Source organism: Streptomyces sp. NPDC002403, from assembly GCF_053593015.1.
On the sequence record NZ_JBSFBQ010000007.1, the window covers coordinates 81,468 to 103,969 of the forward strand.

Below are 22,502 nucleotides of genomic sequence, written 5' to 3' on the forward strand. Positions count from 1 at the left end.
TTCCCGGCCCGCCTCGCATAGGAATCCGCCATGTTCTGGGTTCTGTTCCTGCTGGTCGCATGGGGTGCGGCAGCCATCTCGTGTGCACGGCTCTGCCTCGTATCGGCCCGCACGGGGCTGCTGTCCGACGCGTCCGAGGAGGCAGGGCCGGGCACCGGCACCGGCACCGGTCATGAACTGACCCTGTACGAGACCGCGTTCCTGGCCGGCGGCCCCCACCGGGTGGTCGATCTGGCGCTGGCCACCATGCATCTGCGCCGACGGCTGCTGCTCGCCCACACCGGCTGGGCGACGGTCGTCGACCCGGAGGGCCGCGACGAGATGGAGCGCACGGTGATACGGGCGATAGGTCCGCAGGGCCAGTCCCGGATAACGCCGGTGCGGGCGGCCGCGGTCACCACCGACGCCGTGCGCGCCCTGGCCGACCGGCTCGTCGCCGCCGGCCTGGCGCTGCCCGGCGATGCCGGGAGCGATGTCGTCGGCGCGGTGCGCGCGGTGCGGGGCGCGGCTGTGCTGGTGGTCGCGATGGGCGGTGCGGTGCTGCTGACGCCCGGTCAGGAACACGGGCCCGGCGGGGCGGTGATGTCGCTGCTCGTCTGGTTCGGGCTGCCGTTCGCGCTGACCGTCGGCTGTCTGATCATTGCCCGGATGGAGATCCATCCGTACGGCTCGTGGGCCTCACCGGCCGGTCAGCGACTGCTGGCCGCGAATGAGGTCCCGGCCGCGGGGGCGGACCGCGATGTCCTGGCGGCGCTCGCCGTACGGGGTGTGCGCGCCGTGGCCGATCCGGCGCTGCGGGCCGCGCTCGGCGGCAGGGCGGGCGGACCTCTGCGGTAGTACCGCCGGTCCGTCACGGTTGGTGCGGATGACGCCGGTGCGGCGCGCTGGAGGCGCGCCGCACCCGGAGCCGAACCCGGTGTCGCTGGAACGACGGGCAGCGCGAATGCGCCGGTGCCCGCCGTCTGATCTTCCGGGTTGGGGTGGTCGGAGCCCGCTCGCTACGCGAGCCCGGCCACCAGGTCTGCAACCGACTTCCTGCGCCCCGTGTAGAACGGGACCTCTTCACGGACGTGCATCCGCGCCTCGGAGGCCCGCAGGTGACGCATCAGGTCGACGATGCGGTAGAGCTCGTCGGCCTCGAAGGCGAGGATCCACTCGTAGTCGCCGAGCGAGAAGGAGGCGACGGTGTTGGCCCGGACGTCGGGGTAGCCGCGGGCCATCTTGCCGTGGTCCGCGAGCATGCGGCGACGGTCCTCGTCGGGCAGCAGGTACCAGTCGTAGGAGCGCACGAAGGGGTACACGCTGATGTAGTTGCGCGGCGTCTCGTCGGCCAGGAACGCCGGGATGTGCGACTTGTTGAACTCGGCGGGGCGGTGCAGCGCCATGTTCGACCAGACCGGCTCCAGTGCCAGGCCGAGCCGGGTGCGCCGGAAGAGGTTGTACGCCTCCTGCAGCTCGTCCGCCGTCTCGGCGTGCCACCAGATCATGACGTCGGCGTCGGCACGCAGGCCGGAGACGTCGTAGGTCCCGCGGACGGTGATGTCCTTGGCCGCGAGCTGGTCGAACAGCTCCTGGACCTCGTCGGCGTAACCGGCCCGGTCCGCGGGCAGGACGTCGCGCAGCTTGAAGACGGACCACAGCGTGTAGCGGATGACCTCGTTGAGGTCCTTGGCCTTCTTACCCGCGTTGGGGCCCTTGCTTGATTTCACAGTCTCAGGCGCACTCATACGGCTATTGTCCCGCCTCGCTCCGTGTGCCCGTAACCAGGGTCGACGTGGCGATGATCTCTTCCCCGGAACCGCCGCCGAGCCCGGCCGCGATTTCGTCCGCGGCGCGGTGGGCGCTCGCGATGCACGCCGGGATGCCGACGCCGTCGTAGACCGCTCCGCAGACCCGCAGCGCGGGCAGCTCGGCGACCTCGTCACGGATCCTGGCGACCCGGGAGAGATGGCCCACGGGGTACTGGGGCAGTCCGCCCGTCCACCGGGTGACCTCGGTGTCCACGGGCTTCGCGGCCAGTCCGGTCGCCTCGGCGAGGTCGCGCAGCGACACGTCGACGAGTTCGTGGTCCTCGCGGTGGAGGTGGTCCTCCTCGCCGTAGCGGCCGACGGAGGTACGCAGCACGAAGAGGTCCGGGGCCGATTCGGCGACCCAGTTCCACTTGTGGGAGGAGAAGGTGGACGCCTTGATCGTGCGGCCGTCGACCGGGGGGACGAGGAAGCCGGAGCGGCCGTCGAGTGCGGTCGTGGCGGCGACGTCGGAGCGGCGGAACGCCATGGTGACGAGTGCCATCGACGCGTACTCGACGGCGGCGAGCTCGGCGGAGGCCGCGGGGGACTCGGCGGCGAGCAGGGTGGAGGCGGACCGGGCCGGGGCGGCGAGCACGACGCCGTCGGCGGTGATCACCCGGCTGTCCGTGCGTACGTCCCAGCCCTCGGCGGTCCGGCTCAGACCGAGGACGGGGGTGGCGGTCAGGATCTCCCCGCCCGCCGCGCGTACGGCGTCGGCGACCGCGCCGGGCAGGGTGCCGATGCCGCCGTCGATGCCCTGGAAGACCGGTCCGGTCTCCTGCCGGGCCGCGGCCCGCTCCTGGATGCGCCGGACCCCGTCGAGCAACGAGCCGCCCTCCCGGGCCGCCTCGAAGAGCTGCGGTACGGCGGCGCGCATCGAGATCCGGTAGGCGTCGCCCGCGTACACACCGCCGAGCAGCGGCTCCACGAGCCGGTCGACGACCTCGCGGCCCAGGCGGTCGGCGACGTACGCGCCGACGGCGACGTCGTCGCCGACGGTGGTCGGGGTGAGGTCGCGCTCCTGCGCGATGCGGGCGAGGCCCTCGGGGGAGAGCAGTTCGCCGAGCGCCGCCGGATCGCCGGGCACGCCCATCACATGGCCCTTGGGCATGGGCCGCAGGGCGTCGCGCGTCCAGACCGAGGCGGTGGCCGTGGCGGGTGGCTGCAGCCGGTCGCCGAGCCCGACGTCGCGAGCCAGGCCGACCGCCTCCGGGCGCCGGGCGAGCATCGACTCGGCGCCCAGGTCGACCCGGGTCCCGGCGATCTCACCGGTCATGAGTTTGCCGCCGAGCCGCTCGGTGGCTTCGAGCAGGGTGACGCGCAGTCCGGCCCCCAGGAGCCGGTGGGCGGCCGCGAGACCGGCGATGCCTCCGCCGATGACGACGACATGTCCGGTGCCCTGGACCGCGCGGTTGTGTGAACGCTGCATGCCCCCACTCTCTCAAACCTCTTCCGAGTCCTGAACGTGACTGCTTCGAAACCGTCATTCGGCAACCCTCGGCGGGGGCCCTGCGTCGAACCGGCATCGTCAACGACCCGCCTTGGGGGGCAGTCATGCAGACCTACCGGTATCCCGGCCGTTCAACCGTCCGTCGTCCGCGCATGCTTCTGGCGGCCGGTCTGGTCGCCGGCCTCCTCGCGCTGAGCGGCTGCGGTGCGTCGGACAGCGCGAGCGACGCGAGTTCCGGGGACAGCAAGAAGGCGCTCGGCGCGGCGGAGCGGGGCGCCGCCGACGCCGCGTCCGGGAAGGCGGAGCAGGGAGCGGGCGGTGCGCCCTCGCAGCGGAAGAAGTCCGATGCCCTGCCCGCAGGCACCCATGTCATCCGTACCGCCGCGCTCTCGGTGGAGGTGAAGAACGTGCCGAGGGCGGCCGCGGTCGCCCGTTCGGTCGCGGAGGGTTCGGGCGGTCTGGTGGCCGACGAGGAGACCGAGCGCGTCGACGACACCCATGAGACGTCCCACCTCGTGCTGCGCGTTCCGCAGGGCGGGTACGACGCGGTGCTGAAGGAGCTCGCGGGCACCGGGAAGCTGCTGTCGCGCACCTCGACGGCGAAGGACGTCACCGACCAGGTGGTCGACGTGGAGAGCCGGATCGCCACCCAACGGGCGAGTGTGGCGCGCGTGCGGAAGCTGATGGAGCAGGCCGGGAAGCTCAGCGACGTGGTCACGCTGGAGGGCGAACTGAGCAGCCGTCAGGCGTCCTTGGAGTCGCTGCTCGCCCGGCAGGCGTCGCTGGCGGACCGCACCTCGCTCGCCACGATCACCCTCGACCTCTCGGAACCGGAGACGGCGGCGAAGGACGGCGACGACGACGGCCCCGGCTTCCTGGACGCGCTCTCCGGCGGCTGGCACGCCTTCGTGACGGTGCTGCTGTGGCTCGCGATGGCGGTGGGCGCCGCGGCCCCGTTCCTGGCCGCGCTCGCGGTGCTCCTGCTGCTGTGGCGGCTGCTGCGCCACCGGCTGCCCGGACGCCACAAGCAGCGGACGTCCGGGGCCGCCGGTTCCTCGCCCGCTCCCCCGGCGTCGTAGCGTGGTCCCTTCGGACTCGGTGTCGAAGGGACCAGGCATGACGGCGGAGCGACTGGTGATCATCGGCGGTGACGCGGCGGGCATGTCCGCCGCGTCCCAGGCCCGCAGGCTCAAGGGCCCCGACCGGCTGGAGATCGTCGCCTTCGAGCGCTCCCACTTCACCTCGTACTCCGCGTGCGGCATCCCGTACTGGGTCGGCGGCGACGTCACGGACCGGGACGCGCTCATCGCCCGTACGCCTCAGGAGCACCGGGCCCGCGACATCGACCTCAGGACGCGCACCGAGGTCACGGAGATCGATGTCGCCGGGCAGCGGGTGCGGGCCGTGGACCTGGGCAGCGGCGAGGCGTACTGGACGGGCTTCGACAAGCTGGTGATCGCCACGGGCGCCCGCCCGGTGCGCCCGGCGCTGCCCGGCATGGACGCGCCCGGGGTGCACGGGGTGCAGACGCTGGACGACGGCCAGGCGCTGCTGGAGTCGCTGGACCGGGCGCCGGGCAGCAGGCGGGCGGTCGTCGTCGGGGCGGGCTACATCGGCGTGGAGATGGCGGAGGCGATGCTGAAGCACGGCTTCGACGTGACCGTGCTCAACCGCGGCGAGCAGCCGATGGCGACGCTCGACCCCGACATGGGGCGGCTGGTGCACGACGCGATGGACGGGCTCGGCATCACCACGGTCGACCGGGCCGAGGTCACCGCGATCCGCACCGGTCCGGACGGCCGGGTCCGCGCGGTCGCCACGGGCGACGCCTCCTACCCGGCGGACGTGGTGGTGCTCGGCATCGGGGTGGAGCCGGAGACGACGCTGGCGCGCGCCGTCGGCCTCCCGCTGGGCCCGCACGGCGGCCTGCTGACCGATCTGTCGATGCGGGTCGTCGGGCACGACAACATCTGGGCGGGCGGCGACTGCGTGGAGGTCCTGGACCTGGTGGCGGGCCGCACCCGTCACATCGCGCTGGGCACCCACGCCAACAAGCACGGCCAGATCATCGGGTCCAACGTGGCGGGCGGCTACGGGACGTTCCCGGGGGTGGTCGGCACGGCGGTGAGCAAGGTGTGCGATCTGGAGATCGCCCGCACCGGGCTGCGCGAGAAGGACGCCCGCGCGGTGGGCCTGCGGTTCGTCACGGCGACGATCGAGTCGACGGGCCGGGCGGGCTACTACCCGGGGGCGCGGCCGATGACGGTGAAGATGCTCGCGGAGTACCGCACGGGGCGGCTGCTCGGGGTGCAGATCGTGGGCCGGGACGGGGCGGCCAAGCGCGTGGACATCGCTGCCGTGGCGCTCACGGCCGGGATGACGGTGGAGCAGATGACCGCCCTCGACCTGGGCTACGCCCCGCCGTTCTCCCCCGTCTGGGACCCCGTCCTGGTGGCGGCCCGCAAGGCGGTGACCGCGGTGCGCCGGGCGGGCACCGACTGAGTACGCGGTGCCCGGCTCCGGCGGCTCAGCGCTCGGTGCTGGTGTGCACGTACTCGACGAGCCGGGTCAGCGCGTCCGGGTCCATCGTCGGCATCACGCCGTGGCCCAGGTTGAAGACATGGCCTTCGAGGCCGGCGGCCGCGTCCAGCACCTCCTGGGTCTTCTCCTCCACCGCCGCCGTCGGCGCGAACAGCACCGCGGGGTCGAGGTTGCCCTGGAGCGCCTTGCCGGGCCCGACCCGGCGCGCGGCCTCGTCCAGCGGGACGCGCCAGTCGACGCCGACGACATCCGCGCCCGCCTCGCCCATCAGGCCGAGGAGCTCACCGGTGCCGACGCCGAAGTGGATGCGCGGGACGCCGTACCCGGCGACGGCCTCGAAGACCTTCGCCGAGGCGGGCAGCACCGAGCGCCGGTAGTCGGCGGGGGCCAGCGCGCCCACCCAGGAGTCGAAGAGCTGGACGGCCGAGGCGCCCGCCTCGATCTGCACCTTGAGGAAGGCGCCGGTGATCTCGGCGAGCCGGTCCAGCAGATCCGCCCAGAGCTGCGGGTCGCCGTACATCAGGGCCTTGGTGTGCTCGTGGTTGCGGGACGGGCCGCCCTCCACGAGGTAGCTGGCGAGGGTGAAGGGCGCCCCGGCGAAACCGATCAGGGGGGTGGCGCCCAGCTCGGCGGTGAGCAGGCCGATGGCCTCGGTGACGTAGCCGACGTCCTCGGGCGTGAGGTCGCGCAGCCGGGCCAGATCGGCGCGGGTACGGATCGGGTCGGCGATGACCGGGCCGACACCGGGCTTGATGTCGAGGTCGATCCCGATGGCCTTGAGCGGTACGACGATGTCGCTGAAGTAGACCGCGGCGTCGACCTTGTGCCGGCGGACCGGCTGCATCGTGATCTCCGCGACCAGCTCCGGCATCATGCAGGAGTCGAGCATCGGGATGCCCTCGCGGACCTTCAGGTACTCGGGCAGCGAGCGCCCGGCCTGCCGCATGAACCAGACCGGCGTGTGCGGCACGGGTTCGCGGCGGCACGCCTTCAGGAACGCCGACTCATGGGTGGCGGAGGTCTTCGTCTGCTGGCCCATGGGGCGATCGTTGGCACTCACACCAGGAATCTTCGCACGAAGCGGTATGCAGCCGGGCCCGCCCGGGTGTCCCTCCCTGCACGAAGCGCCGGTTCCGCCTACTCTTCCCCGCATGGCTCCGGCTCAGGGACAGTTCTCCGATCAAACCGATGGCGCTGACAGCAAGGACAGCGAGGAGGGTGGTTCCGTCCCGCCCGCGTTCCGGTCGGCGGTGGACGCGCTGCATTCGGCGCGGCTCCGACCCGAGCTGGAGGTGGAGCCGACGAAGCCGCCCAAGCGGCTGGCTCCGTACGCGTACGCCCTGGAGGCCGCGGTCGTCGACGGCGAGGACGATCTCGCGGACGGCCGCCTCGTGCTGCTCCACGACCCGGCCGGGCACGACGCCTGGCAGGGCACCTTCCGCCTGGTGACGCTGGTGCGGGCCGAGCTGGAGCCGGAGATGGCCGCCGATCCGCTGCTGCCGGAGGTGTGCTGGTCGTGGCTGACCGGTGCGCTGGAGGCGCGCGGTCTGTCGTACGGGGAGGCGGGCGGCACGGTGACCCGGGCGGGCTCGCACTACTTCGGCGCGCTGGGCACCCGACGCCCGGCGACCCAGATCGAGATCCGGGCGTCATGGACGCCGCGCGAGGGCCGGGGCGGGGTGCCGGACACGGCCGCGCATCTCATGGCGTGGGGCGATCTGCTGTGCCAGATCGCCGGCCTGCCGCCGTCGGGTCCCGTCGACGCGGCGGTGGTGACCCTCCCGCAGCGTCGCGGCCCGCAGGTTCCCTGAGCTTTCTCGCGGATCTCTCGGACTTCTTCTCCCGCCGACTTCTTCGCCGGACTTCACCTCTGGCCGAAATCATCCCCCGCCGGTAACTGTGCGTCACATTCGCCGCCCAGTTACCGGCGTTCTTTTCGTACAATCGATCGCATGTCCGATTTGCCCGAATTGTTACTCACGAAATCGTGATCTTCCCCTAAAGGAGCACGGGTCTGCTGCCGAAGAGGTCAATGACCCTTCAAGCACGGTTCGCCCCGGCTTCATCCCCGAGCCGGCCCGTCCCGCCACTCCCCAGGAGGCCTGGTGTCCGTTCTCCTAGAGCAGCCCGCAAGCCTGGTCGCCTACCGCCCGAACAAGCCGACGGCCATGGTCGTCGTGGCCGACCCGCGCGTCCGTTCCACCGTCACCCGCCATCTGTGGGCCCTCGGAGTACGTGACGTCATCGAGGCGTCGTCCATCGCGGAGGCTCGTCCCCGCGTCGGCAACCCGCGCGACATCTGCGTTGCCGACGTCCACCTGCCCGACGGTTCCGGGCTGACCCTGTTGTCCGAGACCCGAGCAGCCGGCTGGCCGAACGGCCTCGCCCTTTCCGCCGCCGATGACATCGGCGCCGTACGCAACGCCCTCGCGGGCGGTGTGAAGGGTTACGTCGTCACCGGCACACGTACCAATATCGGCCACCCCACCCGTCCCGGCGTCGCCCCCATCGGCGCCAACGCCGCCCGTATGCACCGCCGGCCCCCCGGCACCCCGAGCCACCCGGGCGGCTACCGCGAACTGTCCGGCCGCGAGGTCGAGGTCCTCCGGCTGGTCGCCGAGGGCCAGTCCAACAAGGCCATCGGCGTCTCGATGGGCCTGTCCGCCCTGACCGTCAAGAGCCACCTCGCCCGAATCGCCCGCAAGCTCGGCACCGGAGACCGCGCAGGAATGGTCGCCGTCGCCCTGCGCACGGGAATCATCCACTGACGCCCACGTTCCGGCGGGTCCGCACAGGCACGGACCGGCTGGTTTGCATTCATCGGCGCCCGTCGACGGAACGTTCCGTCGACGGGCGCCGTACATACACAGATACCCTTGACACGTGACCGACGCCCAAGAGACCGCAGCAGACACATCACTGCGAACCACCGGGGGCGCTCCCCCGGACGACGTCGCCCCGGCGCCGATCCCCTTGCTCGAACCTCGCGAGGGCATTCCCCCGGTGGTGGCGTCCGACGACGCCCTCGCCCGGGTGATCGCCGCCTTCGCGGCCGGTTCCGGCCCGGTGGCCGTCGACGCCGAGCGGGCCTCCGGCTACCGCTACGGCCAGCGTGCCTATCTCGTGCAGCTGCGCCGTGACGGCGCGGGCAGCGCGCTGATCGACCCCGTCGGCTGCCCCGACCTCTCGGGCCTCGGCGAGGTCCTGACCGGCAGCGAGTGGATCCTGCACGCCGCCACCCAGGACCTGCCCTGTCTGCGCGAAATAGGGATGGCTCCCACCGGGCTCTTCGACACGGAGCTGGCCGGGCGGCTGGCCGGCTTCCCTCGCGTCGGCCTCGGCGCCATGGTCGAGAACGTGCTCGGCTACTCGCTGGAGAAGGGCCACTCCGCCGTCGACTGGTCCACCCGCCCGCTGCCCGACCCCTGGCTGCGCTACGCGGCGCTCGATGTCGAGCTGCTGATCGACCTGCGCAACGCCCTGGAGGACGAGCTCGACCGGCAGGGCAAGCTGGAGTGGGCCCGCGAGGAGTTCGACGCGATCGCCTCGGCGCCACCCGCTCCCCCGCGCAAGGACCCCTGGCGCCGCACGTCCGGCATGCACAAGGTCCGCCGTCGCCGCCAGATGGCGGTGGTACGGGAGCTGTGGACGGCGCGTGACCAGGTCGCGCAGCGCCGCGACATCTCGCCGGGCAAGGTGCTGGGCGACGCCGCGATCGTCGAGGCGGCACTCGCGCTCCCGCCGAACGTCCAGGCGCTGACCGCGCTGCCCGGGTTCGGTCACCGGATGGGGCGGCGCCAGCTGGAGCAGTGGCAGGCGGCCGTCGACCGGGCCAAGGCGCTGCCGGACGCCGAGCTCCCCCAGCCCGGCCAGACCCTCGCCGGTCCGCCGCCGCCCCGCGCCTGGGCGGACAAGGACCCCGCCGCGGCGGCCCGGCTCTCGGCCGCCCGCACCGCGGTGTCGGAGCTCGCCGAGCGGCTGCACATGCCCCAGGAGAACCTGATCACCCCGGACACGGTGCGCCGGATCTGCTGGGAGCCGCCCAGGAACCCGTCCCCGGACGCGGTGGAGACCGCGCTCGCCGGGTACGGGGCGCGTCGCTGGCAGATCGAGCAGGTGGCGCCGCTGCTGCTCCGCGCGCTGACGCCGGCGGCCTGAGGGCTCCGACGGGGGCGCAATCGCGCCAGGTTGTGCGGCCGGTGGCCGAGTGGTGTTCCCGATCGCCGGACGGGCTGGTTCCAGCCCGTCCGGCGATCGGCGTTTCCGGGGCCGGGCCGCCGCGCGCCGACGCCGCGGCCCGGGACGGAAGGGCCCGCGCACCGGGCCCGCCCGCATGTGACCTTCGCCGCTCCCGCCGCGGGGGGTGGGCAGTCTGGTTACCCGCAAGTAGCATGATGGTGGCGGCGCGCTTCCGGGCGGGCCGCGCAGCAGTGCCATCCCGCACCCTGGAGGAGAGCCACCGTGCCTCGTACCATCCGGGACGTCGTCTTCGTCGACGGCGTCCGCACCCCGTTCGGCAAAGCGGGCCCGAAGGGCATCTACCACGAGACCCGCGCCGACGATCTCGTCGTGAAGGCCATCCGGGAGCTGCTGCGCCGCAACCCGGACCTGGACCCCGCGCGGATCGACGAGGTCGCCATCGCCGCGACCACGCAGATCGGCGACCAGGGCCTGACGCTGGGCCGTACCGCCGGAATCCTGGCCGGGCTGCCTCAGTCCGTCCCCGGTTACTCCATCGACCGCATGTGCGCGGGCGCGCTGACCGCCGTCACCTCGACGGCCGGCTCCATCGCCTTCGGCGCGTACGACGTCGTCGTCGCCGGTGGTGTCGAGCACATGGGCCGCCACCCCATGGGCGAGGGCGTCGACCCGAACCCGCGCTTCGTCTCGGAGAAGCTGGTCGACGAGTCCGCGCTGTTCATGGGCATGACCGCGGAGAACCTGCACGACCGGTACCCGCAGATCACCAAGCTCCGTGCCGACGAGTACGCGGTCCGCTCGCAGGAGAAGGCCGCCAAGGCGTACGCCAACGGCAAGATCCAGCAGGACCTGGTGCCGATCTCGGTGCGCCGCACCAACGCCGAGGCCGGCGAGACCGGCTGGGGCCTGGTCACCGCCGACGAGCCGATGCGCCCGGGTACGACCCTGGAGTCGCTCGCCGGTCTGAAGACCCCGTTCCGTGCCCACGGCCGGGTCACGGCCGGTAACGCCGCCGGTCTCAACGACGGCGCCACCGCCTCCCTGCTCGCCGCCGAGGACGTCGCCCGTGAGCTGGGCCTCCCGGTCAAGATGCGCCTGGTCTCGTACGCCTTCGCGGGTGTCGAGCCGGAGGTCATGGGCTACGGTCCGATCCCGTCGACCGAGAAGGCCCTGGCCAAGGCCGGTCTGACCATCGACGACATCGGTCTGTTCGAGATCAACGAGGCCTTCGCCGTCCAGGTGCTCGCCTTCCTCGACCACTACGGCATCGCCGACGACGACGCGCGCGTCAACCAGTACGGCGGCGCCATCGCCTACGGTCACCCGCTGGCCTCCTCCGGTGTGCGTCTGATGACGCAGCTGGCCCGGCAGTTCGAGGAGCAGCCGGAGGTCCGCTACGGCGTGACGACGATGTGCGTCGGCTTCGGCATGGGCGCGACGGTCGTCTGGGAGAACCCGCACTTCGACAAGGCAGACGGAGGCAGCAAGTGAGCTCCACCACCGAGCTTCTGAAGGGTGCGGCCGAGCTGTTCCCCGGCGAGGTCGTCACCCAGGCGCACGTACGCCACCTGGACCTTCCGGCCGGTGCGGGCCGCTTCGCCCTCATCACGCTGGACAACGGCCTGGACCACACCAAGCCGACCACCTTCGGACCGCAGTCGCTGGCGAACCTGAACGCCGCCGTCGACCAGGTCGAGAAGGAGGCCGCCGAGGGTGCGATCACCGGTATCGGCCTCACCGGCAAGCCGTTCATCTTCGCGGTCGGCGCCGACCTCAAGGGCGTCGAGCTGCTGAAGAACCACGACGACGCGCTGGCCATCGGCAAGGGCGGCCACGACGTCTTCCGCCGCCTCTCCGGCCTCGCGGTCCCGACGTTCGCGTACTACAACGGCGCGGCGATGGGCGGCGGTGTCGAGGTCGGCCTGCACTGCTCGTACCGCACCGTCTCCAGGGCGCTGCCCGCCTTCTCGCTGCCCGAGGTCTTCCTCGGTCTGGTCCCGGGCTGGGGCGGCTGCGCGCTGCTCCCCAACCTGATCGGTGCCGACCGTGCGGTCTCGGTCATCATCGAGAACTCGCTGAACCAGAACCGTCAGCTCAAGGGCAAGCAGGTCTTCGAGCTCGGGATCGCGGACGCGCTCTTCGACGGCGCCGACTTCCTGGAGCAGTCGCTGATCTGGACCGCGAACGTGCTGAACGGCACGGTCGTGGTCGAGCGTCCCGAGGTCGACCGCGGTGAGGCCTGGGACCAGGCCGTCGCGCGGGGCAAGGCCATCGCCGACTCCAAGGTGCACGGCGCCGCCCCGGCCGCCTACCGCGCGCTGGAGATCATCGCCGCGGCGAGGAACGGCGACCTGGGCGCCGGCTTCGACGCCGAGGACCAGGCCCTCGCGGACCTGATCATGGGCGGTGAGCTTCGCTCCGGGATCTACTCCTTCAACCTGGTCCAGAAGCGCGCCAAGCGCCCGGCCGGTGCACCGGACAAGAACCTGGCCCGGCCGGTCACCAAGGTCGGCGTCGTCGGTGCCGGTCTGATGGCCTCGCAGCTGGCGCTGCTGTTCCTGCGCCGCCTGGAGGTGCCGGTCGTGCTGACCGACATCGACCAGGAGCGCGTCGACAAGGGTGTGGGCTACGTCCACGCCGAGATCGAGAAGCTGCTCGGCAAGGGCCGTATCAACCAGGACAAGGCCAACCGTCTGAAGGCCCTGGTCTCCGGTGTGCTGGACAAGGCGGAGGGCTTCTCCGACGCCGACTTCATCATCGAGGCCGTCTTCGAGGAGATCGGCGTCAAGCAGCAGGTGTTCGCCGAGGTCGAGGCGGTCGCCCCGGCGCACGCGATCCTCGCCACCAACACCTCGTCCCTCTCGGTCACCGAGATGGCGTCGAAGCTGAAGCACCCCGAGCGGGTCGTCGGCTTCCACTTCTTCAACCCGGTCGCGATCCTGCCGCTGCTGGAGATCGTCCGCGGCGAGCAGACCGACGACGCCTCGCTGGCCACGGCGTTCGGTGTCGCCCGCAAGCTGAAGAAGACCGCGGTGCTGGTGAAGGACGCCCCGGCGTTCGTCGTCAACCGCATCCTCACCCGCTTCATGGGCGAGATCCAGAACGTCATCGACGAGGGCACCCCGGTCGAGGTCGCCGAGAAGGCCATCGAGCCGCTCGGCCTGCCGATGTCCCCGCTGGTGCTGCTGGAGCTGGTCGGCCCGGCCATCGGTCTGCATGTCTCCGAGACCCTGAACCGCGCCTTCCCGGACCGGTTCACCGTCTCGCAGAACCTCGCGGCGGTCGTCAAGGCCGGCAAGCGCGGCTTCTACGTCTACGACTCCGGCGCGCCGGTCCTCGACCCCGAGGTCGCCGCCCTCCTCGAGCAGGGCGACACCGTCCTGTCCGAGGAGCAGGTCCGCGACCGGGTCCTGGACGCGGTGGCGCAGGAGATCGGTCTGATGCTGGACGAGGGCGTCGTCGCCGAGGCCCAGGACATCGACCTCTGCCTGATCACCGGCGCGGGCTGGCCCTTCCACCTGGGCGGTATCACGCCGTACCTGGACCGTGAGGGCGTCTCGGAGCGGGTGAACGGCAAGAAGTTCCTCGCGCAGGGCGTGGCGAGCGTTCCGGCGTAGCACCGGTCGGCCGGCAGTATCGGACGGGCCGTACGGAGACCTCTCCGTACGGCCCGTTCCGCATGGGGCGGGGTCCGCGTACGCACGGGTCCGCGTACGCCCGCGAGGTGTCGGGTCGCCCGTGCACGTCAGCGCGCCACGACGACCAGCGCATCGGCCACCGCGCGTTCCCGTACCGGCGCTCCCTCCGTATCCCTGGGCCGGTTGCGGAGCCGTCCGTTCACCACCATCGTGGTGGAGCCTCCGCCGTCGAGGTTGATGGCGTCCCGAGCACCCAGGGAGCGCAGTATCCCCGCCGCCTCCCGCAGGGTGACGCCCGCGTCGGCGGGGCTGCGGCCGTCGAAGACCGCGAGCAGGAGTGTGCCGTCCGCCGTCACGGCGGCGACCGTGCGGGGCCGGCGCTCGGTCGACGTGTCGCCCGTGAAGCCGTTGGCCGCGGCGTTGATCCATGTCTCCCCGCCGCGCAGCAGCGCGGGGCCCGCGCCCAGCACCGAGACTCCCGGCGCCAGGATGCTCCGCCCGCTCCCGTCCGTCACGGTCGTCCGGCGGACGAACGGCGGTCCCTGACGGGCGTGCTCCCGCAGCCAGTCGGCGCCCTCCCCGATCCCGGTGAGGGTGGAGCCGCTTCGCGGGATCTCGCCGCCGGCGGGGTTGCGGAGCTGCGTCACCCGCCCGTCCTGGTCGAGCACGGCCTCCACGCTGCCGGGTGCGCCGGGGGGTGAATGTGCGCCCCAGTCGGGTGTGAAGGCGACGATCTCGCTGTCGTCCAGGCAGAGTCGGTTGTGCCGGGGCCGTTGCTCCGGCAGCCCCGTACCGGCCAGCCGGTCCCCGCCGGTGCCCCCGCAGCCGACGATTCTGCCCGGCACCCGGTCGACCCCGTCCAGCTCACGCACCGCGCCGTCCGGCGCGGTCAGCCGCATCCCGGAACGCACTTCGTCGATGCGGGGCCGGCCTCCGGGGCCGGGCAGGATCAGCGCGGTCCGGCCGTTCGCCGCCTCGCTGAGCAGCCGGCCGTCGACCACCAGGATGCCCAGCGGATCTCCTGGATAGCCGCTGAAGACCGGGGAGCCGGCGATGTCGAAGAAGGAGCCGTTCACCGCGGCCACGGCCCGCTCGCGCCGCGCCGTCCGGCGAACGGTCTCGGTGGTCGCGAGATGGTCGCCGACGACCGGCTTCACCGTGACACGGGCGGACGGACGGACGGTCACCACGCCGATGGAGACCCGCGCTCCGTCCGCCAGCCGGCGGGTGATCCACTTCTCCCCCACCCCGCACGGCAGGCCCTGCCCGCACTCCCCGGCCGGCCGGGACGGGCGCGGCAGGACGTCGCGCCCGGCGGGAGCGTGTCCGGTGCAGCCGGTGGCCGTCGCCGCCAGGGCCAGCAGGGCCGCACACCACCGCGCGAGGCGTCCCCGGTACGGCCTCATGCTCCCGGTGCCCGGCCTCCGAGCACTCCGGGTGTCTCGCCGAGGTCCCCGACGTGGACCGTCACCCGGCCGGGGACCAGGCGGCCGGCGCCGGCGTCGAGCACGTAGTCGAACCAGTCGTAGCCCAGATGACCGGAGAACGGGTGGTACGTCACCGCGCCGTCCGCCTCGGCGCTCGTCACCCCGTGCCGGGCGGGTCCGACACCGACCAGCCGGACGTCCTCGCCCATCCCGGCGGTGAGACCGGTCAGCACTCCGCGGTGTCCGGGCACCACCGTCATGCTCCGTCCCTGCGGAGGCAGCGGGGCGATGCGGAATCCATGGTTCTTCAGGGAGAACGTGGTGGAGGTGAGCCCCTTTCCGCCGTCGGCGATGATGCCGGCGCGCAGGACGGGGACGAGGAAGGCGTCGGGAGCGACGTGCCGGTTCACCCGGAGTGTGAACCTGGCCACGCGTTCGACGCCGGGGCCGGTCGATGTCGCGTACCGGTCGCCCGAGGGCAGCAGGCTCATTCCGGCCATGTTCTCGATGGTGGCGACCGAGTCGAACGAGGCGGCCATGAGGTAGCCGTAGTAGCGGGTGCCGTCGCCGTGCGGGGTGAGGATCCACTCGAAGTCGATCTGCCGGCCGGGCTCGACGGGCAGCCGGGGGTCCGCGGTGGACCGGAGCTCCATGTACGCCACGATCGAGGGATCGTCCTGCTGGACGCTGCGCATTCCGGTGAGGGTGAAGGTACTCATGATCGTCCGACTCTCAGTTCGAGCCCAGCGTGCGTGACCTGGTCAGCTCGGCGTGTGTCTCCTCGTCGAGCCAGGTCACCCACTCCGGGGGAAGGTCCGCCCGGTCGAGGTTGATGGCCCAGTGCGCCGGCACGATCCGCTGTTCCACCAGCGCGTAGGCGACATAGCGTGCGCACGCGATGGCACCCTCCGGCGTCATGTGACCGGGGTCGTGGAAACCCTCCGGATAGTTCGGGTGCTCCTGCGGTTCGAGGTGGATGAAGAAGGGACGTACGCCCTCCGGCCCCAGCCCCTGCCACCAGCCGTGGCTCCGGTCGTAGAGGTCGATGTACGGAACGCTGCACTCGGCCGCGAGGTCGCGCATCGCCATCGGGTACTCCGTGATGCTCCTCGGCATGTTGCCGTGCACATCGTGGGTGTCCCGTTCCGGCGGGCTGATCAGCACCGGATGGGCCTGGCGTTCGCGCGCGCCGTCGACGAACTTCCGCAGGTGGTGGGGGAAGTCGCCGTACGCCTCCGTGCGGAGCCACTCCTCCGGCTTGGCGTCGTTGATGCCGAAGGAGGCGAACAGATAGTCCCCGGGGCGGATGTGCTGGAGGATCCAGTCGAGCCTGCCCCGCTCGCTGAAGGTGCGGGCACTCGCTCCGGCCCGCGCGCAGTTGACGATCTCCACCTCCCGCGAGTCGAGGAAGAAGTGGAGCACCTGGCCCCAGCCCGTCATGGGCGCCTTGCTCGCCTCCCGCGTCACCGCGGCGGAGTCACCCGCGAGGAAGATCCGGCGGGGCCTGCCCTGCCCGGCGTTCCCGTCAGACAGCACGGTCCCACCCGTCCTCGTGCGTCCCCCGGTCCGCCGCGGGCACGGCCGTCCGGCCGATGTCCCGCGCGCTCCGCGTTCCGTCGTCCGGGTGCGTGCGGACGGCGGGCAGTGCGGCGACGGGTCCCGAGGGGCCGAGATCGGCGGCGCTCGCCGTGCCCAGGGCGTCGATCGCCTCGTAGACACGCTCGCAGTTGCCCGCGCCGCGGTGCGCGAAGAACTGTTCCGCGCGCTCGCGGTAGGGGCTCTCGACGGTGAAGTTCCCGGCCATCGAGGCGATGATCGCGTCGACGGCCTGGTCCACCGTGCGGCAGACCGGGCCGAAGCCGTGCTCCGTCAGATCGAAGTAGCCCCGCTTGTAGTGGCGTCCGTAGAAGTCCTCCTCGTCGAAGGGCACATGGACGAGCGGGATCCCCATGTAGGCCACGTCGAAGAAGACGGACGAGTAGTCCGTGACCATGAGGGAGCACTCCTTCATGGCTTCCTGGACATTGCGCGTCCCGGGGTCGGCGACCTCGATCGCCGGGGAGTCGATCCGGAAGTTGTGCAGGTAGGGCCGGATCTCGTAGTGCGGGAAGAACTCCAGGTCGACGCCGTGGTGTTCCAGGGCCGCGACGAGCCTCCGGTCCGAGAGCAGCGACCGGTAGAACCGGAAGTACTCGGACTGGGTGAAGGCCGTCTTGGCCGGGCCCGCGGACTTCTTGTAGGAGGCCGTGACGATCCACTGCCGCCAGGTCGGCATGAGCAGGATCCGCGGACGCTCCCTCGGCTCGCGCCGCAGCGCGTCGAACCTGGGCAGGCCCGCCAGCACCGCGCGGTCGCCGAAGCCGGCCTCGCGCGCCAGGTAGGCGCGTTCCTGACGGCCCGTGGTCACGATCATGTCGTAACTGGTGATCCGCTGGTCCACACCCGAGGTCACGTCGTTGTAGATGATTCCGTGCTGCAGGAAGACCCGCTGGTACTTCAGCAGCTCGCCGAACCGGTGCAGGAAGAGCACCTTCCGGTAGCCCTCGGGCAGCAGGTACGACTCGGAGTCGTACGAGCCGATCAGCTTGGTCGCATGCAGCAGATACATCCGGTGCTTGAAGGAACCGAGCTTGATCACCCTGCCGTAGGGAGCGACCTTCTCGTAGTCGGGCGAGTTCCCGTCGATGACGTAGTACGCCTTGCGCCGCTTGCGGTGGGTACGCATCCACTTGAAGAAGTGGTACGAGTTGTCCTGGGCCGTGTCCGACCGTTCGCCGATGAGCCAGATCTCACGGCGGTTGAGGAAGGGATGGACGAGCCAGTAGGCGAGACGCATCCGCCAGCCCGGGTTGCGGGTCTTGAGGATGCGGATCTCACGGGACATCCGCCACAGCAGGTGCTTCGCCCGCGCGCCGGCCTTCCGGTCGACGAGCCGCAGGTGCAGCGCGTCCTGGCCCCCGATGGTCAGCATGTAGCGGTAGCCGGCGATCCGGCCGGGGCCCTTCAGCCGGTGCAGCGGGAGGCGCGCCTTCATGACGATGTTGCGCTGGCGCGAATGATCCTCCCGGTGCACCCGGAGCCGGAAGTCGCCGACCCCGAATCCACTGCGTGCCAGGTCCTCGACCGGGATCTCCGCGTACCAGCCGGCGTACAGGTCGCGGCCGTTGCGGGTGTTCCACAGGTCGCGCCGGGCGACCTGGCGCAGCGGCACGACGATCTTGGCGTGCGCGGTCTGGTAGACGAACTCCAGCGGGTTCTCCATGGGGCCGCTGATGTTCATGCCGGGGAAGGCCAGGCAGCCCTCGACGACCAGCACATCGCCTCGGGTACGGACCGATTCGACGACGACGTTGGGGTCGTTGACGCGGGCGGTGCGGGTGTTCCGGCTGCCTCCCGGGAAGGTCCGGTGGAAGCCGTCGTCGTCGATCTCCAGTGCCAGCGGGGCGTTCTCCAGCGCCGGTTCCGGGTTGCAGAAGAGCTCGAAGTTCCCGCTCTTCGCCGCGTAGTGGTCGAGCTGCTGGGCGGGGTTGGTGGCGTATTCGAGGATGACGTCGTCGGGTATCTGCGCGTAGTGGCGGCAGATGTCCGGGAACATCTCCTCCAGCTGCGTCCGCCCCATGACGTTACGGGCGTTGCACAGGAAGCCCTTGTAGGTACGGGCCGCATAGCGCTGGAACATGTGCCGGACGTCGGCCCGCTCGGTCGCTGTGCAGTCCAGCAGGAAGTGGTTGAGCCGCAGGTGGTCCCGGTAGTTCGCCGGCTTGCTCCACAGGGAGTCCATGATGGAGGACCCGTCGGGGCGCCCGCGGTAGTAGTACACGGGGCGGTCGACCAGGCTGATGGCGTTGGCCCGCAGCATGCTCGGCAGCGTGACCCAGGAGTCCTCGAAGTGGACTCCCTCGCCGAAGCGGACCCCGAGCCCACGCAGCAGTTGCGTGCTGAACAGCTTGTTGCACGCGGATCCGCTGAAGATCAGATCGGGTACGGAGGCGAAGTCGTCGATGAGGCGGTCGCCCTGGCCGAAGTACTGCTTCCAGGGGCCGTAGGGCCGGTCGGGGAAGTTCACCAGGTCGCCCACGACCAGCTCGGAGCCGTCCCGCCAGGCCGCCTGGAGCATGTGCGACAGGGCCCGTTCGCCGAGGATGTCGTCGGAGTCGAGGAAGGTCACATACGGTGCGGTGACCCGGTCCAGGCCGTTGTTGCGGGCGTTGCCGAGTCCGCCGTTGGTCTGGTGGACGACCGTGACGTTGGCGTAGTACTGCGCGAAGTTGTCGAGGATCCGGGGTGTCTCGTCGGTGGCGCCGTCGTCCACCAGGATGACCTGGGTGGCGGCGAAGCCCTCCTGCGCCGCGATCGACCCGAGGCAGTCGTCCAGGTACTTGGCCACGTTGTAGCAGGGCACGACGACGGCCATCTCGAAGGGGTGGTCGAGGCGGGATATCGGCGGGTGGAGCCGGTTGCGCCACCACATCCACGGCGCGTCGGGGTCGTTCTGCGCGGACTCGAAGGTCCGGCGGCCCGCCGTCGCCGCCCGCAGGGCGAGGTTGCCGCTGATCGTGCGGTAGCCCTCCAGCTCCTCCCCGTTCGCGAAGAAGTGCAGCCCGGAGAGTTCCACGTCCCGCACATTGAGCGGGGAGCGGGACCTGGCGCGGTTCCACTCGACGACGACCGATACGTTCCAGACCGTGCTCTCGGAGAACTCGTCGCCGAGGACGGAGGGCAGATCGACGGTTCCCCCGAAGCCGACGAACCGTTCGTCGACCTCGACGCCGTCGATCGGGGCCGTGACGTCCTTCTTCGTGTGACGGTTGCGCACGGCCAGGGTCAGCTTGAGGTCGTGCCCGGGTTCGATCCGCCCGAAGCGGTTGACCAGCCTGCCGTCGAAGCGGAGCTTCCCGTCGGCCACGGACCACTGGTCGAGCTGGGCGAAGAGCGGTTCCTGGGCGAGCCTGGCCGCCGAGAGGCCGAGTTCCGTCACATCGAGCATGCGCCGGGCGTCCGGCAGATGCAGATGGTCGCCCGACCAGTAGACCCGCCCGTCCTCCTCCACGAGGAAGGAGGACAGCACGCTCTTGCGCTGCACGTAGTCGAGCGTGGTGAGCGCCGCCTCGATCTCCTGGTACATGACGAGGTAGGCCCGGACCCGGTCGACCGGGTCGCACAGCTCGAAGGCCTCGTCGCTGATGGAGAAGAGGTAGTTGCTCGCGATCTCGGCGAATCCCTGCTGGAACTCCGGGTCGCCCTCCGCGAGCGCCCGCATGTACAGGCGCAGGTCGTGAGCGAGGAACTTCGAGTCCTTGCGGACCTTGAGCTGCCACAGGCCGCGGTCGAGCAGGAAGGCGTCCGTGGCGCGGTGCACCGCTACCCGGTCGTTGATGGAGCGCAGCTCGCCCGTGCGGCCGGTGATCGATCCGCCCTCGGGCTCCCACATCCACCGGTAGACGGGGTCGGTGATGATGGTGATCCCGTCGGCGAGGCAGCCCGCCACGGTGGAGAAGTAGGTGTCCTCGTAGAAGACCCCCTCGGGGAACCAGACCCCGCCCGCCCGGAGGAAGTCCACCCGGTACAGCTTGGCCGCCGCGATCGGGTCGGCGAGCATCAGCGGGAACTCCGCCAGGCCCGGCACGGTGCGCGCCAGCGCGTACACCTCGGGGGCCCAGCCCTCGCTCTCGCCGGTGGCCCGGTTGACCCGGACGGCCTTGCCCGCGGTGATGTCGCTGCCGCTCTCCAGCGCGCCGGCCAGCAGCAGCTCGCAGGCGCGGGGCGGAAGCTCGTCGTCGGCGTCGAGGAACATCACGTACCGGCCGGCGGCCTGCGCGATGCCCAGGTTGCGGGGCGCACCGACGCCGCCGCTGTTGGTGGGCCGGCGGAGCACGCGGACGCGGTGGTTGTTCCCGGCGAAGTTCTTCACGACGTCGAGGGTGTTGTCCGTGGAGGCGTCGTCGACGACGACGACCTCGACCAGCTCGTACGTCTGGTTGACTGCGGACTGGAGTGCCTTGCCGATCGTCGTGGCCGCGTTGTACGCGGGGATGACCACCGTGACCCAGACGTCGGGTGTGTCCTGTTCGCGGTTCATCCGACGCCCTCTCGATCTCCCGGGTATCCGTGGGTGGGCGGCACGGGATAAGGGGCGTACACCTGCTGCTGCCCCGGTGCCGGGTGGTCGTACCCCTGGGTCCCCAGCGGCCGGTACATCTGCGTCGGCCGCTCCGGGAGCGGCGGGAGCTGCGGCTCGTACGCGGGGTAGGGCTCGGGGTACGGCTGGAATCCGGGGTCCTCGTGGGGCGGCGGTGCCTGGAACGCCGGGTCGGCGAGCGGGTCGCCCTGCACACCGCGGCGGTGCCGGCCCCGGTGGAGGTGGGGGGCGATGGAGCCCGCGCCGGACGGGGTCTGCGACAGCTCGGCCATCACATGGGTGAAGTCGCGGGTGGAGAGCCAGAACTTGTACATGATGATCAGCTCGAAGATCCCCAGCAGGACCGCGGAGACCACCGTGGTCAGGAGGATCTGGCCGATCAGCGGTCCCACGATGAAGACGAACATCTGGAACTCGATGCCGCTGATGAGGTGCGGCCTGATACGGCTGCGCAGCAGCGCCTGCCGCACCCGGAGGTACCAGGGGAACCGGTGGCGGAACTGGGCGTGCAGGTCGACCACCTGTCCGGCGCCCGCCTGCTCCTTGAGCAGCTCCGCCTCGGCCTCGGGGTTCTCCCGCAGCAGGTCCTCCATGAACCGGATCCGCTGCGCCTCGGGCTCCGCCTGGATCGCGCCGGCGGCCAGGCGTTCCGCCTCGCGGCGTTCCTGGGTGACCTTCTCGATCTTCGTCCGCATCGACATGCGCATCTTGTAGATCTGAAGCGCGTCGACGTACCGGAGCATGTCGAGGAAGACGACCATCAGCGCGGCGAGCAGAAACCTTTCATCACCGTTGCGCAGGTACTGCCCGCCCATCAGGGCGAGGGCACAGAAGAGCACCCTGATGCGGTCGAAGACGTAGTCGAGCCAGCCGCCGAAGACGGTGCCGTTGCCCTTGAGCCTCGCGAGCTTCCCGTCGATGCAGTCGAGGATGAAGCTCAGGTGATAGAGCGCCGCACCGATGATCAGGGACTGCATGTCGCCCTTGAGGAAGAACCCGGCGGAACCGAGTCCGACGAACAGCGCCGCCCACGTCACACGGTTGGGCGTGATGAAGTTGAACCGCGCCATCACGATGAGCATCCGCGTGGCCACGGGGTCGACCAGGATCACCGTCCACCACGCGTCGCGCTTCTTGCAGGTGAGCTTCTGGACGGCACGCAAGGACAGCTTGGCCATAACCCCTCAGTCACGAGAACGACAGCGGCAGGCCCCCGTCCATCCATACACAGTCGAGGGGCATCCGAATGTTCACGAGACCCCCCCGAACCCTTCACATTGAAGATTCACAGACTTTATCAAAACCTGAACAGGTTTC

16 protein-coding genes are annotated in these 22,502 nt (G+C 71.0%); 8 read left to right on the forward strand and 8 right to left on the reverse strand.

The window, feature by feature from the left end:
* Nucleotides 1-30 precede the first annotated feature (30 nt).
* Nucleotides 31-837 carry a TIGR04222 domain-containing membrane protein gene (locus ACWCPY_RS11110; RefSeq protein WP_451264034.1) on the forward strand — a complete coding sequence of 269 codons (807 nt, stop codon included), beginning with the start codon at nt 31-33 and terminating at the stop codon, nt 835-837.
* A 161-nt stretch (nt 838-998) separates the two neighbouring features.
* Here ACWCPY_RS11110 and hemQ read toward each other — a convergent pair whose 3' ends face one another.
* Together hemQ and hemG are read right to left on the reverse strand one after the other, a co-directional pair.
* The gene (gene hemQ, locus ACWCPY_RS11115; protein ID WP_093542266.1) at nt 999-1,727 is read right to left on the reverse strand and encodes a hydrogen peroxide-dependent heme synthase; all 729 of its coding nucleotides are present in this window, start codon (nt 1,725-1,727) and stop codon (nt 999-1,001) included.
* A 4-nt stretch (nt 1,728-1,731) separates the two neighbouring features.
* Nucleotides 1,732-3,219, reverse strand: a complete 1,488-nt coding sequence (gene hemG, locus ACWCPY_RS11120) for a protoporphyrinogen oxidase (RefSeq protein ID WP_451264035.1) — start codon at nt 3,217-3,219, stop codon at nt 1,732-1,734.
* 125 nt (nt 3,220-3,344) lie between these two features.
* Here hemG and ACWCPY_RS11125 point away from each other — a divergent pair, with 125 nt between their 5' ends.
* The gene (locus tag ACWCPY_RS11125; RefSeq protein ID WP_451264036.1) at nt 3,345-4,319 is read left to right on the forward strand and encodes a DUF4349 domain-containing protein; all 975 of its coding nucleotides are present in this window, start codon (nt 3,345-3,347) and stop codon (nt 4,317-4,319) included.
* A 37-nt stretch (nt 4,320-4,356) separates the two neighbouring features.
* Entirely contained in the window at nt 4,357-5,742 is a 1,386-nt protein-coding gene (locus ACWCPY_RS11130; protein ID WP_451264037.1) for an FAD-dependent oxidoreductase, read from the forward strand.
* A 25-nt stretch (nt 5,743-5,767) separates the two neighbouring features.
* Here the strand turns inward: ACWCPY_RS11130 and hemE are convergent, their stop codons facing one another.
* A complete protein-coding gene (gene hemE / locus ACWCPY_RS11135; protein ID WP_451264038.1) occupies nt 5,768-6,841 on the reverse strand; it encodes a uroporphyrinogen decarboxylase in 1,074 nt (357 codons plus the stop codon).
* A gap of 91 nt (nt 6,842-6,932) precedes the next feature.
* Between hemE and ACWCPY_RS11140 the strand changes: the two genes are divergently transcribed.
* From ACWCPY_RS11140 to ACWCPY_RS11160, 5 genes are all read left to right on the forward strand, one after another.
* Nucleotides 6,933-7,592 (forward strand): DUF3000 domain-containing protein, encoded by a 660-nt coding sequence (locus tag ACWCPY_RS11140; protein WP_451264039.1) that lies wholly within the window; start codon nt 6,933-6,935, stop codon nt 7,590-7,592.
* Between the two features lie 294 nt (nt 7,593-7,886).
* Nucleotides 7,887-8,549, forward strand: a complete 663-nt coding sequence (locus tag ACWCPY_RS11145; RefSeq protein WP_024488613.1) for a helix-turn-helix transcriptional regulator — start codon at nt 7,887-7,889, stop codon at nt 8,547-8,549.
* Nucleotides 8,550-8,664: 115 nt separating this feature from the next.
* Nucleotides 8,665-9,939: an HRDC domain-containing protein gene (locus ACWCPY_RS11150; RefSeq protein ID WP_451264040.1), complete on the forward strand. Its 1,275-nt coding sequence runs from the start codon at nt 8,665-8,667 to the stop codon at nt 9,937-9,939.
* 303 nt (nt 9,940-10,242) lie between these two features.
* The gene (locus ACWCPY_RS11155; RefSeq protein WP_451264041.1) at nt 10,243-11,472 is read left to right on the forward strand and encodes a thiolase family protein; all 1,230 of its coding nucleotides are present in this window, start codon (nt 10,243-10,245) and stop codon (nt 11,470-11,472) included.
* The gene (locus ACWCPY_RS11160) at nt 11,469-13,598 is read left to right on the forward strand and encodes a 3-hydroxyacyl-CoA dehydrogenase NAD-binding domain-containing protein (protein ID WP_451264042.1); all 2,130 of its coding nucleotides are present in this window, start codon (nt 11,469-11,471) and stop codon (nt 13,596-13,598) included. The genes ACWCPY_RS11155 and ACWCPY_RS11160 overlap by 4 nt, the downstream gene beginning before the upstream one ends.
* 128 nt (nt 13,599-13,726) lie before the next feature.
* Here ACWCPY_RS11160 and ACWCPY_RS11165 read toward each other — a convergent pair whose 3' ends face one another.
* Genes ACWCPY_RS11165 through ACWCPY_RS11185 form a run of 5 tightly spaced genes read right to left on the reverse strand, consistent with a single transcriptional unit; the run spans nt 13,727 to nt 22,363 of the window.
* Nucleotides 13,727-15,025, reverse strand: coding sequence for a phosphodiester glycosidase family protein (locus ACWCPY_RS11165; RefSeq protein ID WP_451264043.1), 1,299 nt, complete (start codon nt 15,023-15,025; stop codon nt 13,727-13,729).
* On the reverse strand, nt 15,022-15,765 hold the full coding sequence (locus ACWCPY_RS11170; protein ID WP_451264044.1) for an Ig-like domain-containing protein: 744 nt from the start codon (nt 15,763-15,765) through the stop codon (nt 15,022-15,024). The genes ACWCPY_RS11165 and ACWCPY_RS11170 overlap by 4 nt, the downstream gene beginning before the upstream one ends.
* Before the next feature lie 13 nt (nt 15,766-15,778).
* Nucleotides 15,779-16,582: a rhamnogalacturonan acetylesterase gene (locus ACWCPY_RS11175; RefSeq protein ID WP_451264045.1), complete on the reverse strand. Its 804-nt coding sequence runs from the start codon at nt 16,580-16,582 to the stop codon at nt 15,779-15,781.
* Nucleotides 16,572-21,125: a bifunctional glycosyltransferase/CDP-glycerol:glycerophosphate glycerophosphotransferase gene (locus tag ACWCPY_RS11180; RefSeq protein WP_451264046.1), complete on the reverse strand. Its 4,554-nt coding sequence runs from the start codon at nt 21,123-21,125 to the stop codon at nt 16,572-16,574. Before ACWCPY_RS11180 ends, ACWCPY_RS11175 begins: the two co-directional genes overlap by 11 nt.
* Nucleotides 21,122-22,363, reverse strand: a complete 1,242-nt coding sequence (locus ACWCPY_RS11185; RefSeq protein ID WP_451264047.1) for a CDP-alcohol phosphatidyltransferase family protein — start codon at nt 22,361-22,363, stop codon at nt 21,122-21,124. The genes ACWCPY_RS11180 and ACWCPY_RS11185 overlap by 4 nt, the downstream gene beginning before the upstream one ends.
* Nucleotides 22,364-22,502: the final 139 nt, after the last annotated feature.

Bases quoted from the DNA above. Each gene is read 5' to 3' on its own strand.
- ACWCPY_RS11110 (WP_451264034.1), top strand. From the start codon at position 31: ATGTTCTGGGTTCTGTTCCTGCTGGTCGCATGGGGTGCGGCAGCCATC.
- ACWCPY_RS11180 (WP_451264046.1), bottom strand. From the start codon at position 21,125: ATGAACCGCGAACAGGACACACCCGACGTCTGGGTCACGGTGGTCATC.
- ACWCPY_RS11140 (WP_451264039.1), top strand. From the start codon at position 6,933: ATGGCTCCGGCTCAGGGACAGTTCTCCGATCAAACCGATGGCGCTGAC.
- ACWCPY_RS11185 (WP_451264047.1), bottom strand. From the start codon at position 22,363: ATGGCCAAGCTGTCCTTGCGTGCCGTCCAGAAGCTCACCTGCAAGAAG.
- ACWCPY_RS11170 (WP_451264044.1), bottom strand. From the start codon at position 15,765: ATGAGTACCTTCACCCTCACCGGAATGCGCAGCGTCCAGCAGGACGAT.
- ACWCPY_RS11130 (WP_451264037.1), top strand. From the start codon at position 4,357: ATGACGGCGGAGCGACTGGTGATCATCGGCGGTGACGCGGCGGGCATG.
- ACWCPY_RS11125 (WP_451264036.1), top strand. From the start codon at position 3,345: ATGCAGACCTACCGGTATCCCGGCCGTTCAACCGTCCGTCGTCCGCGC.
- ACWCPY_RS11165 (WP_451264043.1), bottom strand. From the start codon at position 15,025: ATGAGGCCGTACCGGGGACGCCTCGCGCGGTGGTGTGCGGCCCTGCTG.
- hemG (WP_451264035.1), bottom strand. From the start codon at position 3,219: ATGCAGCGTTCACACAACCGCGCGGTCCAGGGCACCGGACATGTCGTC.
- hemQ (WP_093542266.1), bottom strand. From the start codon at position 1,727: ATGAGTGCGCCTGAGACTGTGAAATCAAGCAAGGGCCCCAACGCGGGT.